At 71.0% G+C, this 19,205-nt stretch carries 17 protein-coding genes; 12 read left to right on the plus strand and 5 right to left on the minus strand.

Annotated elements, in window-relative coordinates; genetic code table 11:
* Window position 1: 1 nt before the first annotated feature.
* Both A6048_RS18290 and A6048_RS11710 read right to left on the minus strand, forming a co-directional pair.
* Entirely contained in the window at window positions 2–166 is a 165-nt protein-coding gene (locus tag A6048_RS18290; protein WP_159110298.1) for a hypothetical protein, read from the minus strand.
* The gene (locus A6048_RS11710; protein ID WP_107746517.1) at window positions 163–1,971 is read right to left on the minus strand and encodes a thiamine pyrophosphate-requiring protein; all 1,809 of its coding nucleotides are present in this window, start codon (window positions 1,969–1,971) and stop codon (window positions 163–165) included. Before A6048_RS11710 ends, A6048_RS18290 begins: the two co-directional genes overlap by 4 nt.
* A gap of 184 nt (window positions 1,972–2,155) precedes the next feature.
* Between A6048_RS11710 and glmU the strand changes: the two genes are divergently transcribed.
* The 4 genes from glmU (at window position 2,156) to A6048_RS11730 (ending at window position 5,879) form a co-directional block, all read left to right on the plus strand.
* On the plus strand, window positions 2,156–3,616 hold the full coding sequence (gene glmU, locus A6048_RS11715) for a bifunctional UDP-N-acetylglucosamine diphosphorylase/glucosamine-1-phosphate N-acetyltransferase GlmU (protein ID WP_107746516.1): 1,461 nt from the start codon (window positions 2,156–2,158) through the stop codon (window positions 3,614–3,616).
* 17 nt (window positions 3,617–3,633) lie between these two features.
* Window positions 3,634–4,611 (plus strand): ribose-phosphate diphosphokinase, encoded by a 978-nt coding sequence (locus A6048_RS11720; RefSeq protein WP_107746515.1) that lies wholly within the window; start codon window positions 3,634–3,636, stop codon window positions 4,609–4,611.
* A 1-nt stretch (window position 4,612) separates the two neighbouring features.
* Window positions 4,613–4,972, plus strand: coding sequence for an arsenate reductase (glutaredoxin) (arsC, locus tag A6048_RS11725; RefSeq protein ID WP_107746514.1), 360 nt, complete (start codon window positions 4,613–4,615; stop codon window positions 4,970–4,972).
* Window positions 4,973–5,246: 274 nt separating this feature from the next.
* Window positions 5,247–5,879 carry a 50S ribosomal protein L25/general stress protein Ctc gene (locus A6048_RS11730; RefSeq protein WP_107746513.1) on the plus strand — a complete coding sequence of 211 codons (633 nt, stop codon included), beginning with the start codon at window positions 5,247–5,249 and terminating at the stop codon, window positions 5,877–5,879.
* Between the two features lie 127 nt (window positions 5,880–6,006).
* Here A6048_RS11730 and A6048_RS11735 read toward each other — a convergent pair whose 3' ends face one another.
* A complete protein-coding gene (locus A6048_RS11735) occupies window positions 6,007–6,624 on the minus strand; it encodes a LysE/ArgO family amino acid transporter (RefSeq protein WP_107746512.1) in 618 nt (205 codons plus the stop codon).
* 67 nt (window positions 6,625–6,691) lie between these two features.
* Between A6048_RS11735 and A6048_RS11740 the strand changes: the two genes are divergently transcribed.
* From A6048_RS11740 to A6048_RS11750, 3 genes are all read left to right on the plus strand, one after another.
* A complete protein-coding gene (locus tag A6048_RS11740) occupies window positions 6,692–7,591 on the plus strand; it encodes a LysR family transcriptional regulator ArgP (protein ID WP_107746511.1) in 900 nt (299 codons plus the stop codon).
* 106 nt (window positions 7,592–7,697) lie between these two features.
* On the plus strand, window positions 7,698–8,297 hold the full coding sequence (gene pth, locus A6048_RS11745) for an aminoacyl-tRNA hydrolase (protein ID WP_107746674.1): 600 nt from the start codon (window positions 7,698–7,700) through the stop codon (window positions 8,295–8,297).
* On the plus strand, window positions 8,294–8,791 hold the full coding sequence (locus A6048_RS11750; RefSeq protein ID WP_107746510.1) for a DUF1990 domain-containing protein: 498 nt from the start codon (window positions 8,294–8,296) through the stop codon (window positions 8,789–8,791). Before pth ends, A6048_RS11750 begins: the two co-directional genes overlap by 4 nt.
* Before the next feature lie 93 nt (window positions 8,792–8,884).
* Here the strand turns inward: A6048_RS11750 and A6048_RS18295 are convergent, their stop codons facing one another.
* A complete protein-coding gene (locus tag A6048_RS18295) occupies window positions 8,885–10,987 on the minus strand; it encodes a bifunctional metallophosphatase/5'-nucleotidase (protein ID WP_146166332.1) in 2,103 nt (700 codons plus the stop codon).
* 274 nt (window positions 10,988–11,261) lie between these two features.
* Here A6048_RS18295 and A6048_RS11775 point away from each other — a divergent pair, with 274 nt between their 5' ends.
* Window positions 11,262–12,935 (plus strand): peptide chain release factor 3, encoded by a 1,674-nt coding sequence (locus A6048_RS11775; RefSeq protein WP_107746506.1) that lies wholly within the window; start codon window positions 11,262–11,264, stop codon window positions 12,933–12,935.
* Window positions 12,936–13,040: 105 nt separating this feature from the next.
* Here the strand turns inward: A6048_RS11775 and A6048_RS18805 are convergent, their stop codons facing one another.
* Window positions 13,041–13,169: a hypothetical protein gene (locus A6048_RS18805; RefSeq protein ID WP_268817324.1), complete on the minus strand. Its 129-nt coding sequence runs from the start codon at window positions 13,167–13,169 to the stop codon at window positions 13,041–13,043.
* Between A6048_RS18805 and A6048_RS11780 the strand changes: the two genes are divergently transcribed.
* Genes A6048_RS11780 through A6048_RS11795 form a run of 4 tightly spaced genes read left to right on the plus strand, consistent with a single transcriptional unit; the run spans window position 13,168 to window position 19,160 of the window.
* A complete protein-coding gene (locus tag A6048_RS11780; RefSeq protein WP_235027476.1) occupies window positions 13,168–14,721 on the plus strand; it encodes a hypothetical protein in 1,554 nt (517 codons plus the stop codon). The two genes, A6048_RS18805 and A6048_RS11780, sit on opposite strands and share 2 nt — an antisense overlap.
* Window positions 14,718–16,007, plus strand: coding sequence for an MFS transporter (locus A6048_RS11785; protein WP_235027475.1), 1,290 nt, complete (start codon window positions 14,718–14,720; stop codon window positions 16,005–16,007). The genes A6048_RS11780 and A6048_RS11785 overlap by 4 nt, the downstream gene beginning before the upstream one ends.
* A gap of 24 nt (window positions 16,008–16,031) precedes the next feature.
* Window positions 16,032–17,477, plus strand: a complete 1,446-nt coding sequence (locus tag A6048_RS11790; protein WP_107746504.1) for a GH1 family beta-glucosidase — start codon at window positions 16,032–16,034, stop codon at window positions 17,475–17,477.
* A gap of 9 nt (window positions 17,478–17,486) precedes the next feature.
* The gene (locus A6048_RS11795; protein WP_107746503.1) at window positions 17,487–19,160 is read left to right on the plus strand and encodes a serine hydrolase; all 1,674 of its coding nucleotides are present in this window, start codon (window positions 17,487–17,489) and stop codon (window positions 19,158–19,160) included.
* Window positions 19,161–19,205: the final 45 nt, after the last annotated feature.

The raw sequence follows: 19,205 nt of genomic DNA on the forward strand, positions 1-19,205 counted from the left end.
CTCAGCCCATGCCGCCGGAGATCGCAAGCGCCAGGACGAGCAGCAGGATCGCCACTGTCGCCAGGACGGCGAGCACGGGCTGGCGGCGGTTGCGCGGGGGGCGGACCTCTTCCTCCTCCCCCTGTCGGGTCGCGGACTGCGGGTCGGGCTCGTTCGCTCCGGTCATGTGAACCTCTCCTCCTCGATGCGGGCGTACTCCTCCAGCAGTACCAACCCGTGGCCGCCCGCGTCGCCCTCGGCGCGCAGTCCCTCGCGCATGGCGCCCAGCAGCTGTCGGCCGTGGGGGAAGGGCGGCAGTAGCGGGATGTCGGGGTCGGTGACCGCCGCTATCACCGTGGGTCGGTCCGCCGAGAACGCGTCCTCCAGCGCCGCGTCGAGCTGCTCGAGATCCTCCACCCGCACCCCGCGCAACCCCAGCAGCCGGGCGTAGCCGGCCATGTCGAACTCCGGGACGTCCTGCGAGGGCGCGAACCGCGGGGCAGCCTCGGTCTCCCGTTGTTCCCAGCTCACCTCGGCCAGATCGCCGTTGCACAGCACCACCACGACCATCGTGGGGTCCGCCCAGCCGGGCCACGCCTCGGAGACGGTGATCAACTCGTTGATCCCCAGCATCTGCACGGCGCCATCGCCGGCCAGCACCACCACGGGCGTGGTCGGAGCCGTGGCCTTGGCGGCGATCGCGTACGGGATTCCGCACCCCATCGATCCCAGCGTCGACGACAGGTGTGCCCGGACGGAGGTGGGCAGGTCCATCTGCCGGGCGTAGTGGTACACCGAGCTACCCACGTCCACGGCGAGCCGGGAGTCGTGCGGCATGTGCCGACTGAGCCGGCGGGCCACCAGCTCCGGGTTGAGGCCCCGGGCCGGGACCTCGGCGCGCTCGCGCGAGATGTCCCGCCACTGCCCGACCCATTTCTCCACGTCCCCGCGCCACGCGGACCGGTCGCGTTGCGCCACCCGCCCGGTCAGCGCGCGCAGGGCGTTCGCCGCGTCGGAGACCAGACCCACCTCGACCGGGTAGCGGTTGGCCAGGTGCGCCGGGTCCAGGTCGATCTGCACGGCCCGTGCCTGCCCGGGCACCGGGTAGAACTCCGTCCAGGGGTCGTTCGATCCCACGATCAGGAGGGTGTCGCAGTTCTGCAGGATCCGCGCGCTCGCCGTGGTCCCCAGATGGCCCATCGTGCCGCCCACCAGCGCGTGTGACTCGTCGACGTACGGTTTGCCCAGCAGACTCATCGTCACACCGGCGTCCAGGCGCTCGGCCAGGTCCATCAGTTCCTGCTGCGCACCGGCCATGCCGCGCCCGGCAAGGATCGCCACGCGCTCCCCCGCGTCCAGCACCTCCACGGCGCGCGCCAGGTCGCTGTCGCGCGGTGTCACCACCCCGTGGGTCCACTCGGGGGCGGTCACCACCACCCCGTGCTCCTGAAACCCGTGCTCCTGGCCCAGGTCGGGGGCAGGGGCGTTCTGTACGTCGTGGGGGATGACCACGACGACGGGGGTCCGGTGCGTCAGGGCGGTGCGGAACGCCCGGTCGATCACCATGGGCATCTGCTCGGCCGCGGCGACGGTCTGCATGAAGGCCCCGGCGACATCGCCGAAGACGCTGCTCAGGTCGATCTCCTGCTGGTAGCCCGACCCGAGCACGCTCGTGTGCTGCTGCGCGACCAGCGCCACCACGGGCACGCTGTCCAGCTTGGCGTCGTACAGGCCGTTGAGCAGGTGCACGGCGCCCGGCCCCTGCGTGGAGTTGACCACCCCGACCCCGCCCGAGTACTTGGCGTCGGCCACCGCCATGAACGCCGCCGACTCCTCGTGCCGCGCCCGCATGAACCGTGGGGCCACCTCGGATCGCTGCAGCGCGCCGAGCAGCGGGTTGTTGCCGTCCCCGGCGTATCCGTAGATCCGTTCGACGTCCCAGGCCACCAGTCGTTCGACGACGAGGTCGGCCACCGTCTTGTCGTGGGTCATCTGTGTCCCCTCTCCGATGGACGGCCCTCTCGGTGGGCCCCACCGTAGGGGCCGTACCGGCGGGCCTCCACCGGTACCGCGTAAGGACGTGCTCTCGGTCAGACCCACCCCTTATCCTTTCGGGGACGGTCCGCTCGCCGGACGTGTACCTGACACCGGCACCCACGCCGCCATAGGAGACTTGATGACGACACCCGACACCGACCGCGCGCACACCGCGGTGATCGTTCTGGCCGCCGGTTCCGGCACTCGGATGAAGAGCGCGACCCCCAAGATGCTGCACCGGGTGTGCGGGCGGACCATGCTCGGTCACGCGTTGCACGCCGCGGCCGGGATCCGGCCGGAGTCGATCGTGGTGGTGGTGGGTCATCAGCGTGAGCAGGTCGGTGCCGCGGTCGCCGACCTCGCCGTCGACCTGGGTGTCCCGGTGACCACCGCTGTGCAGGAACAGCAGAACGGCACCGGCGACGCCGTGGCCGCCGGTATGGCGGCGCTGCCCGCGGACTTCGTGGGCACCGTGCTCGTCACCACCTCCGACATCCCCCTGCTGGACGCCGACACGCTCCGCGAGGTGGTCACGCGCCACGACATGCGCCCGCGCGCGGCGGTCACCGTCCTGACCTCCACGGCCCCCGACCCCACGGGGTACGGGCGGATCGTGCGGAACGACGACGGAGAGGTGCTGCGGATCGTCGAGCACAAGGACGCCTCGGACGACGAGCGTGCGATCGACGAGGTCAACTCCGGCATCTACGCCTTCGACGCCCGTGTCCTGCGGGAGAAGCTGGGCGAGCTGGGCACCAACAACTCGCAGGGCGAGCTCTACCTGACCGACGTCATCCAGCTCGCCCGGCAGTCCAACGGGCTCATCCGCGGCCACCGCATCGAGGACCCCGATCTGGTGGCCGGGGTCAACGACCGCGTCCAGCTCGCCGGTCTGGCCGCCGAGATGAACCGTCGCCTGTGCGAGAAGGCCATGCGCGGCGGCGCGACGATCGTCGACCCCGGCAGCACCTGGGTGGACGTGGACGTCCGAATGGGCCGGGACGTGACCGTCCTGCCGGGGACCCACCTGACCGGGTCCACGGTGATCGGCGACGGCGCGACCGTCGGGCCGGACACCACCCTGCAGGACACCACGGTGGGCGAGGGCGCGACCGTCGTGCGCACCCACGCCGTCGGCGCCAGCGTCGGGCCCGGGGCCGAGGTCGGCCCGTTCGCCTACCTGCGCCCGCAGGCGGAACTGGGCGAACGCAGCAAGATCGGCACGTTCGTGGAGGTGAAGAAGTCCACGATCGGGGCGCACACCAAGGTGCCGCACCTGACCTATGTAGGCGACGCGACGATCGGCGAGCACACCAATATCGGGGCATCCAGCGTCTTCGTCAATTACGACGGGGTGAACAAGAACCGTACAGTGATCGGCGATCACTGCCGCACCGGTTCGGACACCATGTTCGTCGCGCCGGTGACCGTCGGAGACGGGGCCTATTCGGGCGCGGGTACCGTGATCAAGAACGACGTCCCGCCCGGGGCCCTGGCGGTGTCCGGCGGACGACAGAGGAACATCGACGACTGGGTGATCGAGAACCGGCCGGATTCCGGCTCGGCCGAGGCCGCCCTTCGTACCCGGAACGACTCCTAGAAGGACGGACTCACCGAGTGAGCGAGTGGATCGACAACCAGAAGAACCTGATGTTTTTCGCGGGGCGCGCGCACCCCGAGCTATCTGAGCAGGTCGCCGCCGAGCTGGGGATCGAGGTCACCCCCCAGACCGCACGCGACTTCGCCAACGGCGAGATCTTCGTTCGCTTCGAGCAGTCCGTCCGCGGTTGCGACGCGTTCGTGCTCCAGAGCGCCCCGGCGCCGGTGAACAAGTGGATCATGGAACAGCTCATCATGATCGACGCGCTCAAGCGCGGCAGCGCCAAGCGCATCACGGCCGTCCTGCCCTTCTATCCGTACGCGCGCCAGGACAAGAAGCACCGCGGCCGCGAGCCCATCTCGGCCCGCCTGATCGCGGACCTGCTCAAGACCGCGGGCGCGGACCGCATCATCACGGTGGACCTGCACACCGACCAGATCCAGGGCTTCTTCGACGGCCCGGTCGACCACATGCACGCCCAGGGCCAGCTGTCGGACTACGTGCGTGAGCACTACGGCACGGACAACATCTGCGTGGTCTCCCCCGACGCCGGCCGCGTCAAGGTGGGCGAGAAGTGGGCCGACGCCCTCGACGGCGCCCCCCTGGCCTTCGTCCACAAGACCCGCGACCCCAACGTTCCCAACCAGGTCAAGTCCAACCGGGTGGTCGGTGACGTCGAGGGACGCACCTGCGTGTTGATGGACGACATGATCGACACCGGTGGCACCATCGCCGGCGCCGTCAAGGTCCTCAAGGACGCCGGTGCCGGCGACGTGATCATCGCCTGCACCCACGGCATCTTCTCCGACCCGGCCGCCGAGCGACTGGCCACGTGCGGCGCCAAGGAGGTCATCACCACCGACACCCTGCCGATCCCGCCGGAGAAGCGGTTCGACAACCTCACCGTGCTGTCCATCGCGCCGCTGCTGGCCCGGACCATCCACGAGGTCTTCGAGAACGGCTCGGTGACCAGCCTGTTCAACGGGAACGCCTGACATGTCCGCGGACCCCGCGGGCCGCGCCACGATCTACCACAACCCACGCTGTTCGAAGTCGCGGCAGGCGCTCGAACTGCTCCGGGAGCGGGGGGTCGAGCCGACGGTGGTCAAGTATCTCGACACCCCTCCCACGGTCGAGGAGCTGCGCACCCTCATCTGCGACGCCGGGTTGACGGTGCGGCAGGCCGTGCGGGTCAAGGAGACCGAGTTCACCGAACTCGGGCTGCTCGAGGCCTCGGACGAGGAACTGCTCGCGGCGATGGTGGCCCACCCCCGGCTCATCGAGCGGCCCTTCGTCGTCACCGACAAGGGGACCCGCCTGGCGCGGCCCACCTCCGCCGTCGAGGAGATCCTCTGACGGTCGCGGGGCCCGGCCTGATTTTCTGGTGCCCAGCCTGATTTTCTGGTGCCCGGCATGATTTGGGGCCGGGCCTGATTTGGGGGCCGGGCTCCGCGCCGCTAGGCTGATCGGGTCATCTCGGCGAGGGAGGACCCTGCACGGGTCACTCCGTTATCGACGCGATCATTGTCGGTGTGGTCCCGGTGGACCGCCCCGGGCGATCGTCTCGGTCGCCGGGGAGGTCTCCCGCCCGCAGCGCGCACGCGCGCTCCCCACCGACAGAAGGTTCACCATGGCCAAGGAAATCAACAACCTCAAGACCTCCATCCGCACCGAGTTCGGCAAGGGCTCCGCCCGCCGCGCCCGTCGCGAGGGCCAGGTCCCCGCGGTGCTCTACGGCCACCACACCGAGCCGCGCCACCTGCTCCTGAACTCCCTCGAGTTCGCTGCGGTCCTCCGTGCCCACGGCACCAACTCGCTGCTCACGCTCGACATCGAGGGCGAGGAGCAGCTCGCCCTGCCCAAGCAGATCGACGTGCACCCGCTGACCCGCATCATCGAGCACACCGACCTGCTCGTCGTGCGCAAGGGCGAGAAGGTCACGGTCGAGGTCTCCGTCACGGTCGTCGGCGACGCCTCCCCGGGCACCCTCGTGACCCAGGACGCCAGCTACGTCGAGATCGAGGCCGACGCGACCCTCCTCCCCGAGGGCCTGGAGGTGTCGGTCGAGGACGCCGAGGCCGGCCTGCAGATCACCGCCGCGGACATCGATCTCCCCGCCGGCAGCACCCTGATCTCCGACCCGGAGACGCTGATCGTCAACGTCATCGAGGCGCCGTCCGAGGCCGACCTCGAGGCCGAGGAGGAGGCAGCACCCCAGGGTGAGGCCGCCGAGGACGCCGCTCAGGCCGCCGAAGAGGCGTGATTCCTCGCGCCGCGGCCTGAGCTGCGGTGACCCCGGCCGCGGGCCCGGTTCGACCACTGCGTCGGACCGGGCCCGCGGTCATTGGGAGGAGCCCCAACCGCACAGGAACCCTATCCGTGGAGGAGCCCTATCCGCGGATGAGGCCGACGGCCAGGGCGACCATCATCACGGCGATCCCCGCGTCCAGCACCCGCCACGCCCCGGGCCTGGCGAACACTCCGCGCAGCGCCCTTCCACCGAAGCCGATCAGCATGAACCACGCCGTGCCGGCCAGGAACGCCCCGGCCGCGAACACCCAGCGCAGGTCCCCCGCCTGCTGGTTGGCGAGGGTGCCGAGGAAGACCACGCTGTCGAGGTAGGCGTGGGGGTTGAGCCAGGTGAACGCCGCGCACGCCGCGACCGCGCCCAGGGTCGAGGGGATGCGGGCGTCGTCGTCCACCGCCAACCCGCCGCCGGGGCGGATAGCGCGGGTCGCGGCGACGGCACCATAGGCCAGCAGGAACACCACGCCGAACCACGTCATCACCGTGATCGCGGCGGGCGCGGACTCGACCAGTACCCCCACCCCTGCCACCCCGAGCAGGATCAGGATCGCCTCCGAGAGGATGCAGAACATCACGATCGGCACCATCGCCACGTCGCCTCGGATCGAGCGTTGGAGGATGTAGGCGTTCTGTGCGCCGACGGCGGCGATGAGCCCGAGGCCCATGCCGGCGCCCATGAGAAGGGTGGAAGTGGTGGTCACGCCCTCACGCTAGGTCCGCCGCGTCAGTAGTGCGACTACAGTTTGTCCGCTAGCATTAGATCTACTTATGCATGCACTTCACCTGGACCAGCTGCGGACCCTCGCCGCCGTCGTGGACCTCGGTTCGTTCGACGCCGCCGCCACCCAGCTGCACATCACCCAGTCGGCGGTGTCCCAGCGCATCCGCGCACTGGAGGACTCGGCCGGCCGCATCCTGGTCCGCCGGGACCGCCCGGTCACGGCGACCGAGTCCGGCGAGACGGTCCTCAGGACCGCGCGGCAGATGCTCCACCTGGAGGAGTCACTGTCCCGCGAGTTCGACGGTCCGGACACCCCGGCCGGGCACGTGGTCCTGGCGGTGGCGTGCAACTCCGACTCGCTGGCCACCTGGTTCCTCGACGCGATGACCGAAGTCCACTCCTCCGGCCGGGTGGTCTTCGACCTCCGCCGCGAGGACGAGTCGTTGTCCTCCGATCTCCTCCGGCGGGGCGAGGTGATGGCGGCGGTGACCAGCGAGTCCCGACCCGTCCAGGGGTGCCGGTCGCTACCCCTGGGGTCGATGAGGTACCTGGCCTGCGCCAGTCCCGGGTTCGTGGCCAGGCACCTGAGGGACGGCTCGCCCACGACCGCGCTGGGCCGAGCCCCCATCGTGGACTTCGACCGAAGCGACGCCCACCAGAACCACCACTATCGACGGCTGGCCCGACGCGAACCGACCGGACCCCGCCACTTCGTGCCCAGCTCCCACGACCACGTCAGGGCGATCGCCGCGGGGTTGGGCTGGGGCCTGGTCCCCGAGCGGCTGGCCACCCCCTGGTTGGTCTCCGGTGAGCTCGCCCAGGTCTCCCCCGACCACCCGCTCGACGTCCCCCTGTTCTGGCAGCACTGGAGACTCCAGTCCCCCGACCTCGACTCCCTCACCGCCGCGGTGCTCGAGACGGCCCGGGCGGAACTGCAGGCCCGATAACCCGAGTGTCAGCGGTGTCCGGCTGGACCGGCGACCGGTGTCCGGCGGGAACGGAGACCGGCGGTCCGACGGTCCGGCGGCCGACCCGGTCTGGGACCATGAGTCCGTGAGTACCGCTGACGCCCCCGGACCCAGACTCGTCGTGGGCCTGGCCAACCCCGGTCCCGACTACGAGGGCACGCGCCACAACATCGGCTGGGACGTACTGGTCGAGCTCGCGTCCCGCGCCCTGCCCATGCCGGCGAGCTTCCAGTCGCACAAACGGACCAACTGCGAGGTCGCGCAGACGCGGCTCGCCGACCAGCCCGTGATCCTGGCCCGGCCGCGCAGCTACATGAACCTGTCCGGCGGCCCCGTCGCGGCGGTGGCCAAGTACTTCTCCGTGGCACCCACCGACGTGATCGTGGTGCACGACGAGATCGACATCGACTTCGGCCAGGTCCGCCTCAAGCGCGGTGGCGGCGAGGGCGGGCACAACGGCCTGCGCTCGGTGACCAGCGCCCTCGGCACCCGCGACTACATCCGCGTCCGCGCGGGAGTCGGCCGCCCGCCCGGACGGATGGCGGTGGCGGACTACGTCCTCAAGCGCTTCTCCAAGCTCGAGCAGCCCGACGTGCCGTTCCTGATCCAGGACGCCGCCGACGCCGTCGAACTGCTGCTCAAGCATGGCCTCGACACCGCCCAGAACCAGGTTCACACGACGTGAGTCGGGCAGGACGCACGCGCAGGTTCACGCGCGAGGCCGTCCTGGGCAGCGGGCGGGATCTGCTCGAGCGGGCCGGTGAGGACCTGATGAACTGGGAGATGCACCGACGCGCGGGCCTCGTCGTCGTCGTGGATGGTGGGGTCGCCGTCGGTCGCCGGGTGCGGCTCAGGCCGCGCACCGGACCGGCCGCCTGGCTCCGGCTCACCGCTCCCTGCGAGGTCACCGACGTCGTCCACACCGCGCAGGCCAGGGGCTTCACCTATCGGGCCCTTCCCGGCCACCCCGAGCGCGGCACCGAGACCTTCCTCGTGCACCGCGACCCGGGCACCGACGTGGTCCGACTGCGGATCGACGCCGAATCCGCACCCGCGACGCTACTCGCCACGCTGGGCGCGCCCATCGCCCGCGCAGAACAGGACCGGATCACCCGCCGGTACCTCGCCGCGCTCGGTGGCATGGAACTCGGTGGCAGGGAACTCGGCGGCAGGCAGTAGAGGTCACCAGCTCTGCCGTCCGGCGACGAGCCCGCGCCCCTCCCGGTTCACCGGAAGGGGCGCGGTCGGCTCAGGTGGTGCGGTCCGTTCGCGTCAGCGCACCGGGGCGGGCGCGGTGGCGCCAGCCGTGACGGGCACCGTGATGACGGTCCCCGTGTCGGTAGTGATCGTCAACGCCGTCTCCCCGGCAGGGGTGCCCGCAGGGATCGTCACGGTGATGTCGACGCGGCCGTCGAGCGGGGTGACATGGGCGGCCGGCCCGAAGGTCACGTCATCGATCCCGGACACCGCGTCGAAGGTTCCGAGCGAGGCCCCGCCCAGCTCCACCGTGGCGGTCCGGGTGGTGGGCGCGCCGAGCGAGGTCAGGTCGAGATCGCTGAGGGTGAACGAGTACTCCTGCCCCGCCTGGACCGTGCCGGGCAGGTTCGAGGCGGCCACCGCACTGCGGGCGAAGTCGGGATCGATGCCCTCGACGCGGCGCTCGGCCAGGTAGCCCTGCCACGCCTCCGAGTCCACCAGGCCGGTGTCCCGCACGTCGGTGCCCTCGGCGAACTCCGTGAAGTTGTCGCCACCCGCGGCGAGGAAGCTGGCCGCGGCCACCCGGTAGCTCGCGGCCGGGTCCACGGGGGCGCCGTCGATGGTGATCGAGGTGATCCGGTCGCCCGCGGGACTGGTCGGGTCGAACGTCCACGTGAGGTTGTCCGAGGTCCCCAACGCGAGGAACGGTCGGGACGAGCCCGCAGGCTGCCACTGCTGCTCGAGGACGTTGCGGACCTGCTCACCCGTCAGCGACATGGTGACCAGGGTGTTGGCGAACGGCAGGACCTCGTTGGCCTCGGCCAGAGTGATGTTGCCGTCCTGGTCGGCCGGGTCGTTGAAGAGCTCCGCCCGCAGTCCGCCCGAGTTCATGAAGCCGATGTCCGCGCCGCCGCGGTCTGCCACGGCGTCCTTGACGAACTGGCCCACGAGGTTGCCCAGGGCCGACTCCGAGAGCCGATCGTCGCGGGTGCCGTTCCGGTAGGCCGTGGTGATGTCGCCGGTGACGGTGCCGACGGGCTGGCTGCCCACGATCTCGGCATCCGCCAGGGTGGCGTCGACGATCTGCTTGACGTCGGCCACGACCGGGTTGGACAGGTCGGCACCGGCGGCCGACGAGGGCACCGCCACGTTCTCCTGGGTGAAGCCGATGACCTCGCGCGTCTCCGGGTCGACATCGAACGTCACCCGGCCGATGTGACCGCCGTAGGACCCGGCCTGGAGCACCGGTCGGGTCGTCGGGCCCCCGGTCTCGGTGCCGCCGAGTGACCCGGTGAGCGACCCGAGCGAGCCCCCCGCCAGGCCGGTGCGGTCGACCGAGCCGACCAGGCCGGTGCGCTCACCGGCCGGCTTCTCGCCCTCCCAGGCGAAGAGCTGGTGGCTGTGACCGGTGAAGATCGCATCCACGCTGCCGGCGGTGCGGGTGACGATGTCGTCGAACACCTCGGACTGGGCGCGCGCGACCTCGATCGACCCCGCGGCAGGGGCGCCCTCGTGGTACTCGGCCACGATGATGTCGGCCTCGCCGTTGGAATCGTCGCCGTCGGTCAGCTGGTCGGCGACACGGTTGACCGCGTCCACCGGGTCACTGAACTGGACGCCCACCATGCCACTCGGGCTGACGAGGGTCGGCGTCTCCTCGGTGACCACACCGATCACGCCGACGGTCAGCCCGCTGACCTCGTGGAGCGAGTACTCCTTCATGCCCACGCCGTCGACGGTCACGTTGGCGGCCAGGTAGTCCCAGTCCGCGGCGGGCTCGATGCGCCCCTGGAAGTCCTCGACGCCCCGGTCGAACTCGTGGTTGCCCACGGCCGAGGAGGCGAGCCCCAGCGCGTTGAGCACGTCGATGGTCGGTTGGTCGTCCCTGAACGCCGAGGCGAACAGCGACCCGCCCACGTTGTCGCCCGCGGACAGCAGCAGGCTCGAGTCCGCCCCGGCCTCGGCGCGCAGCGACTCGATCGTGTCCGCGAAGGCCACCGTGGACGGCTGAGCGGCCGAGATGCGTCCGTGGTAATCCGTGATGTTGAGCAGGGTGACCTTGTCGGTCGCGGAGCCATCAGCGGTCTGCGCTGCGACGACGGGCGCGGAGACGAGCGCGCCGGTCGCGAGGGTGCAGACCACGGTCGCGGCGATGTGCCGGGACGTGAGCGAGAACACGTGGATTGTCCGTTCGTCGTAGTTCCGGCACGCCCTTCTGGCAGACCGGTGCGGCACCCACGGTGCCCACGCGGCCGCACGAAACCAATAGTGGCCCTCAGGAGTTAGCGAGCTTGTCGCCCCCGCGTACCGGGTGTCCGCACCCTGTTTGACCTCGACTTTCCATCTGCCACTCCAGCCCCGGGCGTCACACGGCCGGATTGGGAGGTGGAGCGGGAACGCACGTACTCTGAGAAGACGACGGCAAGGGCCGCCGGAGCACCGAGGAGGACGCGTGACCGAGACCGCCGAGGACACCGGGACGACCGGACGGCAGGCAGGTCCCGATGCGTCACGACACGTCGCCGCGGAGGTCTCGCGCCGCCGCACCTTCGCCGTGATCGCCCACCCCGATGCCGGCAAGTCCACGCTCACCGAGGCGCTCGCACTCCACGCGCGGGTCATCACCGAGGCCGGTGCCGTCCACGGCAAATCCGGTCGTCGGGCCACCGTCTCGGACTGGATGGAGATGGAGAAGGCCCGCGGCATCTCCGTCAGCTCCACGGCGTTGCAGTTCACCTACAAGCCGGCCGGGTCGCCGGAGGACGACGACCCCTACGTCATCAACCTCGTCGACACCCCCGGTCACGCCGACTTCTCCGAGGACACCTACCGGGTCCTCACCGCCGTGGACGCAGCGGTCATGCTCATCGACGCCGCCAAGGGCCTCGAGCCGCAGACGCTCAAACTGTTCCGGGTGTGCAAGCACAACGGCCTGCCCATCATCACGGTCATCAACAAGTGGGACCGACCGGGGCAGGCGCCGCTGGAACTGTTGGACGAGATCACCGAGCAGATCGGCCTGGTCCCCACCCCGCTGTTCATGCCGGTGGGCATCGCCGGCGACTACCGGGGCCTGCTCCGCCGCGGCGACGACGGGGCGCCCGAGGAGTACATCCACTTCACCCGCACCGCCGGTGGCTCGACCATCGCCCCGGAGGAGCACTACGACCCGGCCACAGCCGCCGAGCGTGAGGGCGATGTCTGGGAGACCGCCGTCGAGGAGTCCGAGCTGCTCTCGGCCATGGGGCAGGACCACGATCAGGAGCTGTATCTGGCCGGCGAGACCAGCCCGGTGATCTTCGCCTCGGCGATGCTCAACTTCGGCGTCCACCAGATCCTCGACGCACTGGTCGAGCTCGCCCCGCCGCCGCACGCGTGGGACACCGTCTCCGGCGTCCCGCGCGAGACCTCGGACCCGTTCTCCGCCGTCGTGTTCAAGGTGCAGGCCGGAATGGACGCCGCGCACCGCGACCGGCTCGCGTTCATGCGCGTGGTCTCGGGCGAGTTCGAGCGCGGCATGGTGGTCACGCACGCACAGTCCGCCAAGCCGTTCACCACCAAGTACGCGCTCACCGTCTTCGGCCGCGACCGCACCACCGTCGAGACCGCCTACCCGGGAGACGTCGTAGGCCTGGTCAACGCCACCGCCCTGGCCCCCGGCGACACCCTCTACACCGGTAAGAAGGTGCAATTCCCCCCGATCCCCCAGTTCGCACCCGAGCACTTCGCCGTGGTCCGCGCGCAGTCGCTGGGCAAGTACAAGCAGTTCCGCAAGGCGATCGACCAGCTGGCCGCCGAGGGCGTGGTGCAGGTCCTGCGCAACGACATCCGCGGCGACGCCAACCCCGTCATGGCGGCGGTCGGTCCGATGCAGTTCGAGGTGGTCACCGCCCGCATGAAGACCGAGTTCAACGTCGAGGTGGTGGTCGACAATCTGCCGTACTCGATCGCCCGCCGCACCGACGCGGCCTCCGCGGACGAGCTCGGCCGCCAGCGCGGGGTCGAGGTGTTCCAGCGCACCGACGGCGAGCTGCTGGCACTGTTCGGCGACAAATGGCGCCTGCAGTACATCAGCAAGGAGATGGAGCACCTCACCATCGAGCCACTCGTCGCCGACACCGCCTGACACTCGCGCCACCCAGGCCCCATCGGCCCCGAAAGAGCTCTGAACAGCTGTCCAGAAATAGCCGGGATAGGCCCTGCGACGGCCGGTTCGTGGTTAAGCTCCCTTTCACGCCGACGCCCCCGCCGACCCACGGCGGGTGCCGTCTGAGAGGGGCACGGGCATGGGACGCAGCAGGTCGACCGCGGGGAGAACGATCACAGGCGAGTGGCCGCGCGCAGCGTTGGCCCTGTTCATGGCAGTGATGGTGGTTGTTCCACTGACCGCCGCACCGACCCGCGCCGCCGCCCCCATCAGAGGCATGGTGGACGCCCACGCCCACATCGCCGCGTCCCAGGCGTTCGGCGGCGCGCTGCGGTGCGGTGAGCCGTTCGCCCCCGGCGGGATGGCGCAGGCCTTGGCGGACTGCCCCACCCACTCGGACTTCGGTCACTTCTCGCTGCTCGAGTCGATCCTCGGCGGTACCCCGGTCCCCGGCGGCACGCAGGGCTACCCCACCTTCGCGCAGTGGCCGGCCCACGATTCGCAGCTCCACGAGCAGGCCTATTACACCGGCATCGAGCGGGCGTGGCGGGGCGGACTGCGGGTGCTCAACAACCACCTGGTGGCCAACCGAGTGCTGTGTGAGGCGCTGATCGGCTCGCCGAACCCGTGCGACGAGATGGACCAACTACGCCGGCAGGTCGACTACATGAACCGGATGGAGGCCCACATCGACGCCGAGCACGGCGGTCCCGGCCAGGGGTGGTTCCGGATCGCGCGGTCTCCCGGGGAGGTTCGTGCGGTCGCGGCGCAGGGCAAGCTCGCGGTGACGCTGGGCGTGGAGGCGTCCGAACCGTTCGGGTGCCGGATGGTGAACGACGTGCCGCTCTGTTCGGCCGAGGACATCGACCGCGGCCTGGACGAGTTCGCCTCGTGGGGCGTGTCCACCGTGTTCCCGGTCCACAAGTTCGACAACGCCCTCGGGGGCGCCCGCATGGACGAGGACCTGGCGGGCCTGGCCGTGAACATCGGCAACAAGATCGGGACCCAGCGATTCTGGGAGACCGAGCCGTGTACGGGCCCCGACGCGGACCACGAGCAGCCGATCGCCAGCACCGCGGTCGCGGACGGACTGGGTGCGGCGTCGTCGGGTGCGCCCGCGGGAGCAGCGCTGCCCGTGTACCCCGAGGCGCCCCTGTGCAACGTCCGCGGCTTGACCCCGCTCGGCGAGCACGCGGTCCGCGGGATGATGGCGCGCGGCATGGTGATCAACATCGACCACATGGGTGTCAAGACCGCGAACCGCACGCTCGACATCGCCGCGGAGACGCGGTATACGGGCCTGGTCGTGGATCACACCTGGGCCACCCCGGGCATCACGCGCCGCGTGCACGAACAGGGCGGGTTCGTGGCCGCGTTCGCCTGGCCCGCCGACCCCACCGAGAACTTCGAGACCAGTTTCCTCGAGGCGTGGCGGGCCAACACCGCCGGCGCGACCCGGCCGTTCGACGGCTACGGCTTCGGCTCCGACGTCAACGGCCTGGCCCCGCTCGCGGACCCCCGTCCCAGCGCGGCCACCGACCCGCTGGTCTACCCGTTCACCGCGCTCAGCGGCGAGGTGATGGACCGCTGGCAATTCGGTGACCGGGTTTACGATCTCAACGTCGACGGCGTCGCCCACTACGGCCTCTACGCGGACTGGGCGGCCGACCTGCTGCACCGGGCCGGACCGGACCGCCCCGAGCTGGAGCGCCAACTCATGGGCGGCGCCGAGGCGTGGACGGCCAACTGGGAACGCGTGCGGTGACCCGACCCGCCGACCGCGTCGGCCCGCTGTGGATCCTGGCGCTCACACTCGGCGTCGTGGCGGTGTTCGCCTCGTGGTTCGGCCCGCTGCAGATCCTCCTGCCCGTACAGACCGACAGGATCGGCGGGCCGGGAGGACGGGAGGCGCTACTCGGACTGGTCGTCGGTGTCGGGGCGGCCGTCGCCCTGGTGGCCAACCCGATCTGGGGACTGATCTCCGACCGGTGCCGTGCGAGGCTCGGCACCCGCATGCCGGTGGTGTACGTGGGCACGGCGATCGGTGTGGCGGGCCAGGTGGTTCTCCTGACCGCCGACTCCGGCCCGGCCACTGTCGCGGGGTGGGTCCTCGTGCAGTTGGGGTTCAACGGACCGTTCGCGGTGCTGGCCGCCCTGATGGCCGACCGCGTGCCCGAGCAGCAGCGGGGCGTGGTGGGGTCACTGTTCGGGGTGGGCCAGATCGTCGGCGTGATCAGCGGCGTCGTGGTGGCGGAGTCCGTCGGTGGTAGCGCGATCGGATACCTGGTGCTCGCGGTGCTCACGCCGGCGCTGCTCTCGGCGATCGTGGTGGCGGGGCGTGCGGCACCGGTCGCGTCCCCGGCCCACGCGGTCACAGGTGGTGGCGGGGTCGGCGATGACGCGGGAGCCGGGGCCGGAACGGGAGTCGACGGCCAGGCGGGAACCGACGCCGTCGCACGTTCCAGGGTCGCCCTCGCGGACTTCCGTCCGACCCGTCAGTACGCGTGGGCGTGGCTGCTGCGGTTCCTCATGAACCTCACCAACGCCATCCTGCTGGTGTACCTGTTCTTCTTCCTCGACTCCGTGGTGGGGGCGCCCGACCCCGGCAGTTCTGTCCTCGTGGTCACCGTCATCACGCTCGTCCTCTCCGCGGTCTGTGCGGCGATGGCCGGGTCGTTCTCCGACCGGCTCCACCGGCGCCGCGAGTTCGCCGCGGCCGGGGCCCTGATCACCGCCGGCGGATTGCTCGGCCTCGCGGCGTCGACCACCATGCCCGCCGTGCTGGCCGCCGCAGCCGTGCTCGGCGTGGGCTGGGGACTGTTCATCGCGGTCGACATGGCGATCATCACCGGCTCCCTGGCGACTTCCGGCACCGCGGGCACCCTGCTGGGCGTGGCCAACATCGCCACCTCATTGCCGCAGGTGGTCGCACCCGCGATCGCCGTGCCGCTGGTCACCTCGGCGGCCGGTTACCCCGCCCTCTACTGGGCGGGAGCCGGCATCGCCGTCGCCGCCGCCCTGTGCACCCTGCCGCTCCGCGGCGTCCGCTAGCACCCACCTGGAAGGACCCCTTAGTTGCGCTCCCGAGACCCGATCCTGCCCCCCGGATTCCGCCTGGGCACGGCCACCGCCGCCGCCCAGATCGAGGGCGGGGCCGACGCCGACGGGCGCGGCCCGAGCATCTGGGACACCTTCGCCGCCGAGCCCGGCCGCATCCGCGGCGGCGACACCCCGGCCGTGGCGTGCGATCACTACCACCGTCATGCCGAGGACGTCCGCGACCTGGCCGACCTGGGCGTCGACGACTACCGGTTCTCGATCTCCTGGTCGCGGATCCTGCCCACTGGGCGCGGGCAGGTCAACGGGCCCGGCCTGGACTTCTACTCACGGCTCGTCGACGACCTCCTGGCGGCCGGCATCCGCCCGGTGCCCACCCTCTACCACTGGGACCTGCCGCAGGCCCTGCAGGACGAGGGCGGCTGGCTGGCGCGGGACACCTCGCAGGCTCTGGCGGACTACGCCGCCGTGGTGGTGGAGGCCCTGGGCGACCGCGTCACCCGCTGGCTCACGCTCAACGAGATGAACGTCCACACCCTCTACGGCCACGGACTCACCGATCACGCGCCCGCCCTCGGGTTGGGGTTGGACTGCCTGCCCGTGGCCCACAACCTGCTCCGCGCACACGGGCTGGCGGTCCGGGCGATCCGCGCCGCCGGCCCCCATCACGAGGTGGGGGTGGTGCAACAGCACTTTCCCGTCACGGCCGCCACCGACGCCCCCGAGGACGTGGAGGCCGCCGACCTCTTCCGCATCCTGACCAACTGGCTGTTCTCCGATCCCGTCCTCCGCGGCGCCTATCCGCAGGACTGGGTGGCCGAGCTCGTCATGAACTCCGCGGGCCTGACCCCCGCGCAGCTCGAGCAGGACCTCGTCGTCATCGCGAGCCCCCTCGACCACTACGGCGTGAACTACTACGAACCCACGGTGATCGAATCCCCCCGACCGGACACGGACTATTCCGGGGTGCTCGAGGTGGACTTCCCGGAGGACATGCCGTTCCGCCCGGTGCGTACCGAGGGCGTCGAGCGGACCGACTTCGACTGGCCCGTCGTGCCGTCGGGACTCACCGACATCCTCGTGGCGCTCCACGAGCGCTACCCGGGGCTGCCGCCGGTGACGGTCACCGAGAACGGGTGCTCGTACCACGACAGCCCCGGTGCGGACGGCGCGGTCCACGACGAACGTCGGATCGACTACCTGCGCGCGCACCTGGCCGCCGTCGCGGACGCCGTCGACGCCGGCGTGGACGTGCGCGGGTACTACGTGTGGTCGGCGATGGACAACTTCGAATGGGCCGCCGGGTACGCCGAGCGCTTCGGCCTGGTCCACGTAGACCACACCACCCAGACGCGGACCCGCAAGGACTCCTGGTACTGGTACCGCGACCTCATCGCCAGGCATCGGAACCGGGGCGCCGGGTTTGGTCCGACACGGGCCTCCGGGGCGCATCCGGCGGACTAAGCTGGGCGGATGACCACCGATTCGACCCCCGGGCGCCGTCGAACTCTGGGCATCCTCAGCGTGTGCGCGTCCGTCGCGCTCCTCGGTTCGGCGTGCGGGACGCCGGTGGCCACGCCCGGGCCCGACGAGAGCCCGGCCGCCTACTCGGGGCTCGAGGTCAACGAGGACCGGATCGACTACGCGGTCGGGAAGGTCACCGACATCGTCGAGCAGGAACTGGAGGCCTCCGGCATCCCGGGCGCGGCCGTGGCCGTGGTGCACGGCGGCGAGGTGGTCCTCGCGGAGGGTTTCGGCGTCCGCGACACCGCGACCGGCGCGGCGGTGGACGAGCGCACCGTCTTCCCGCTGGCCTCGATCTCCAAGTCGGTCAGCGCCACGGTGGTGGCGGCGGAGAGCGCGAACGGCGAGGTCGACTGGTCCACGCCCGTCACCGAGTACCTGCCGTGGTTCGAGCTCTCCGATCCCCGGTTGTCGCCCTTCGTGACCGTCGGCGACGTCTTCTCGCACCGCTCCGGGTTGCCCGAGCACGCCGGTGACGACCTCGAGGACCTGGGTTACGACCGGCCGGCGGTCCTGCACGGACTGCGTCATCTGCCGCTGACGCCGTTCCGCGCCTCGTACGCGTACACCAACTTCGGGTTGACCGCCGGCGCCGAGGCGGTGGCGGTCGCGGCGGGGACGCCGTGGGACGAGCTCGGCCGCGAGCGGATATTCGACCCGCTCGGCATGGACGACACCTCCTTCTCCCACGCCGAGCTGCTCGAGCGGGACAACCGGGCGGTCGGCCACGTCCACGCCGACGCCGATCAGGGCGATCCGAACGGGGACTGGGTGCCGGCCGACCCGCAGCGCGACCCCGACCCCCAGGCCCCGGCGGGTGGCCTGAGTTCGTCGGTGACCGACATGGCCGGGTGGATGGCGATGGTGCTGGACGACGGCAAGGGGCCCGACGGCTCGCAGATCGTCCCCGTCGAGGCGCTGCGCGAGGCCCTCACCCCGCAGATCGTCTCCTCGCCGCCGCAGGCCGCGGTGGACCGCCCCGGCTCATACGGCTACGGGTTCAACATCGGCACCAGTTCCTCGGGGCGGGTCCAGTGGAGCCATTCGGGGGCCTTCGCGCTGGGCGCGGGCACGGCGATGCTCATGATGCCCTCGCTCGACGTCGGGATCATCACGCTCACCAACGCCTCGCCGAGCGGGGTGGCGGAGACGATCAACGCCCGCTTCGCCGACTACGCCCAGTACGGGGACCCCACGCTGGACTGGCGGGAGCTGTTCGGCGGGGCGTTCGCACCACTACTCGATCCCGTCGGCGACCTGGTGGACGCGCGGCAGCCCGCCGATCCGGCTCCGCCGCGGGACCCGGCCGAGCTCATCGGGACCTACCGCAACGACTACTTCGGGACCATCGAGGTGCGCGGTTCAGGGGACTCGCTGGAACTGTCTGTGGGCCGCGGCGCCGCCCCCTGGCCGCTCGAGCACTGGGATGGCGACACGTTCGCCGTCGAACCGGTCAGCGAGAACTGGCCGCCGGGCTCTCGGGGTTCCGTGACGTTCGACGACGACGAGGTCACCGTCGAACTCCTGGACGGCAACGGTCTCGGGACCTTCACCCGCGCGCCCGCCGACGACGAACCCGGTGCCACCGCGGACACCGACGAACCCGGCCCGACCGGCGCCTGACCTCCCCCGCCCCTGCATTCGGACCGCGGGGCGTTCAGGCCGCCC

The organism is Dietzia psychralcaliphila (assembly GCF_003096095.1).
Classification (GTDB): domain Bacteria; phylum Actinomycetota; class Actinomycetes; order Mycobacteriales; family Mycobacteriaceae; genus Dietzia; species Dietzia psychralcaliphila.

Excerpts from the sequence above, each read along its gene's own strand:
- A6048_RS11730 (WP_107746513.1), top strand. The coding sequence starts at position 5,247 with ATGGCCAAGGAAATCAACAACCTCAAGACCTCCATCCGCACCGAGTTC.
- glmU (WP_107746516.1), top strand. The coding sequence starts at position 2,156 with ATGACGACACCCGACACCGACCGCGCGCACACCGCGGTGATCGTTCTG.
- A6048_RS18805 (WP_268817324.1), bottom strand. The coding sequence starts at position 13,169 with ATGAACAGGGCCAACGCTGCGCGCGGCCACTCGCCTGTGATCGTTCTC.
- A6048_RS11710 (WP_107746517.1), bottom strand. The coding sequence starts at position 1,971 with ATGACCCACGACAAGACGGTGGCCGACCTCGTCGTCGAACGACTGGTG.
- A6048_RS11740 (WP_107746511.1), top strand. The coding sequence starts at position 6,692 with ATGCATGCACTTCACCTGGACCAGCTGCGGACCCTCGCCGCCGTCGTG.
- A6048_RS11795 (WP_107746503.1), top strand. The coding sequence starts at position 17,487 with ATGACCACCGATTCGACCCCCGGGCGCCGTCGAACTCTGGGCATCCTC.
- A6048_RS18290 (WP_159110298.1), bottom strand. The coding sequence starts at position 166 with ATGACCGGAGCGAACGAGCCCGACCCGCAGTCCGCGACCCGACAGGGG.
- arsC (WP_107746514.1), top strand. The coding sequence starts at position 4,613 with ATGTCCGCGGACCCCGCGGGCCGCGCCACGATCTACCACAACCCACGC.
- A6048_RS11780 (WP_235027476.1), top strand. The coding sequence starts at position 13,168 with ATGGCAGTGATGGTGGTTGTTCCACTGACCGCCGCACCGACCCGCGCC.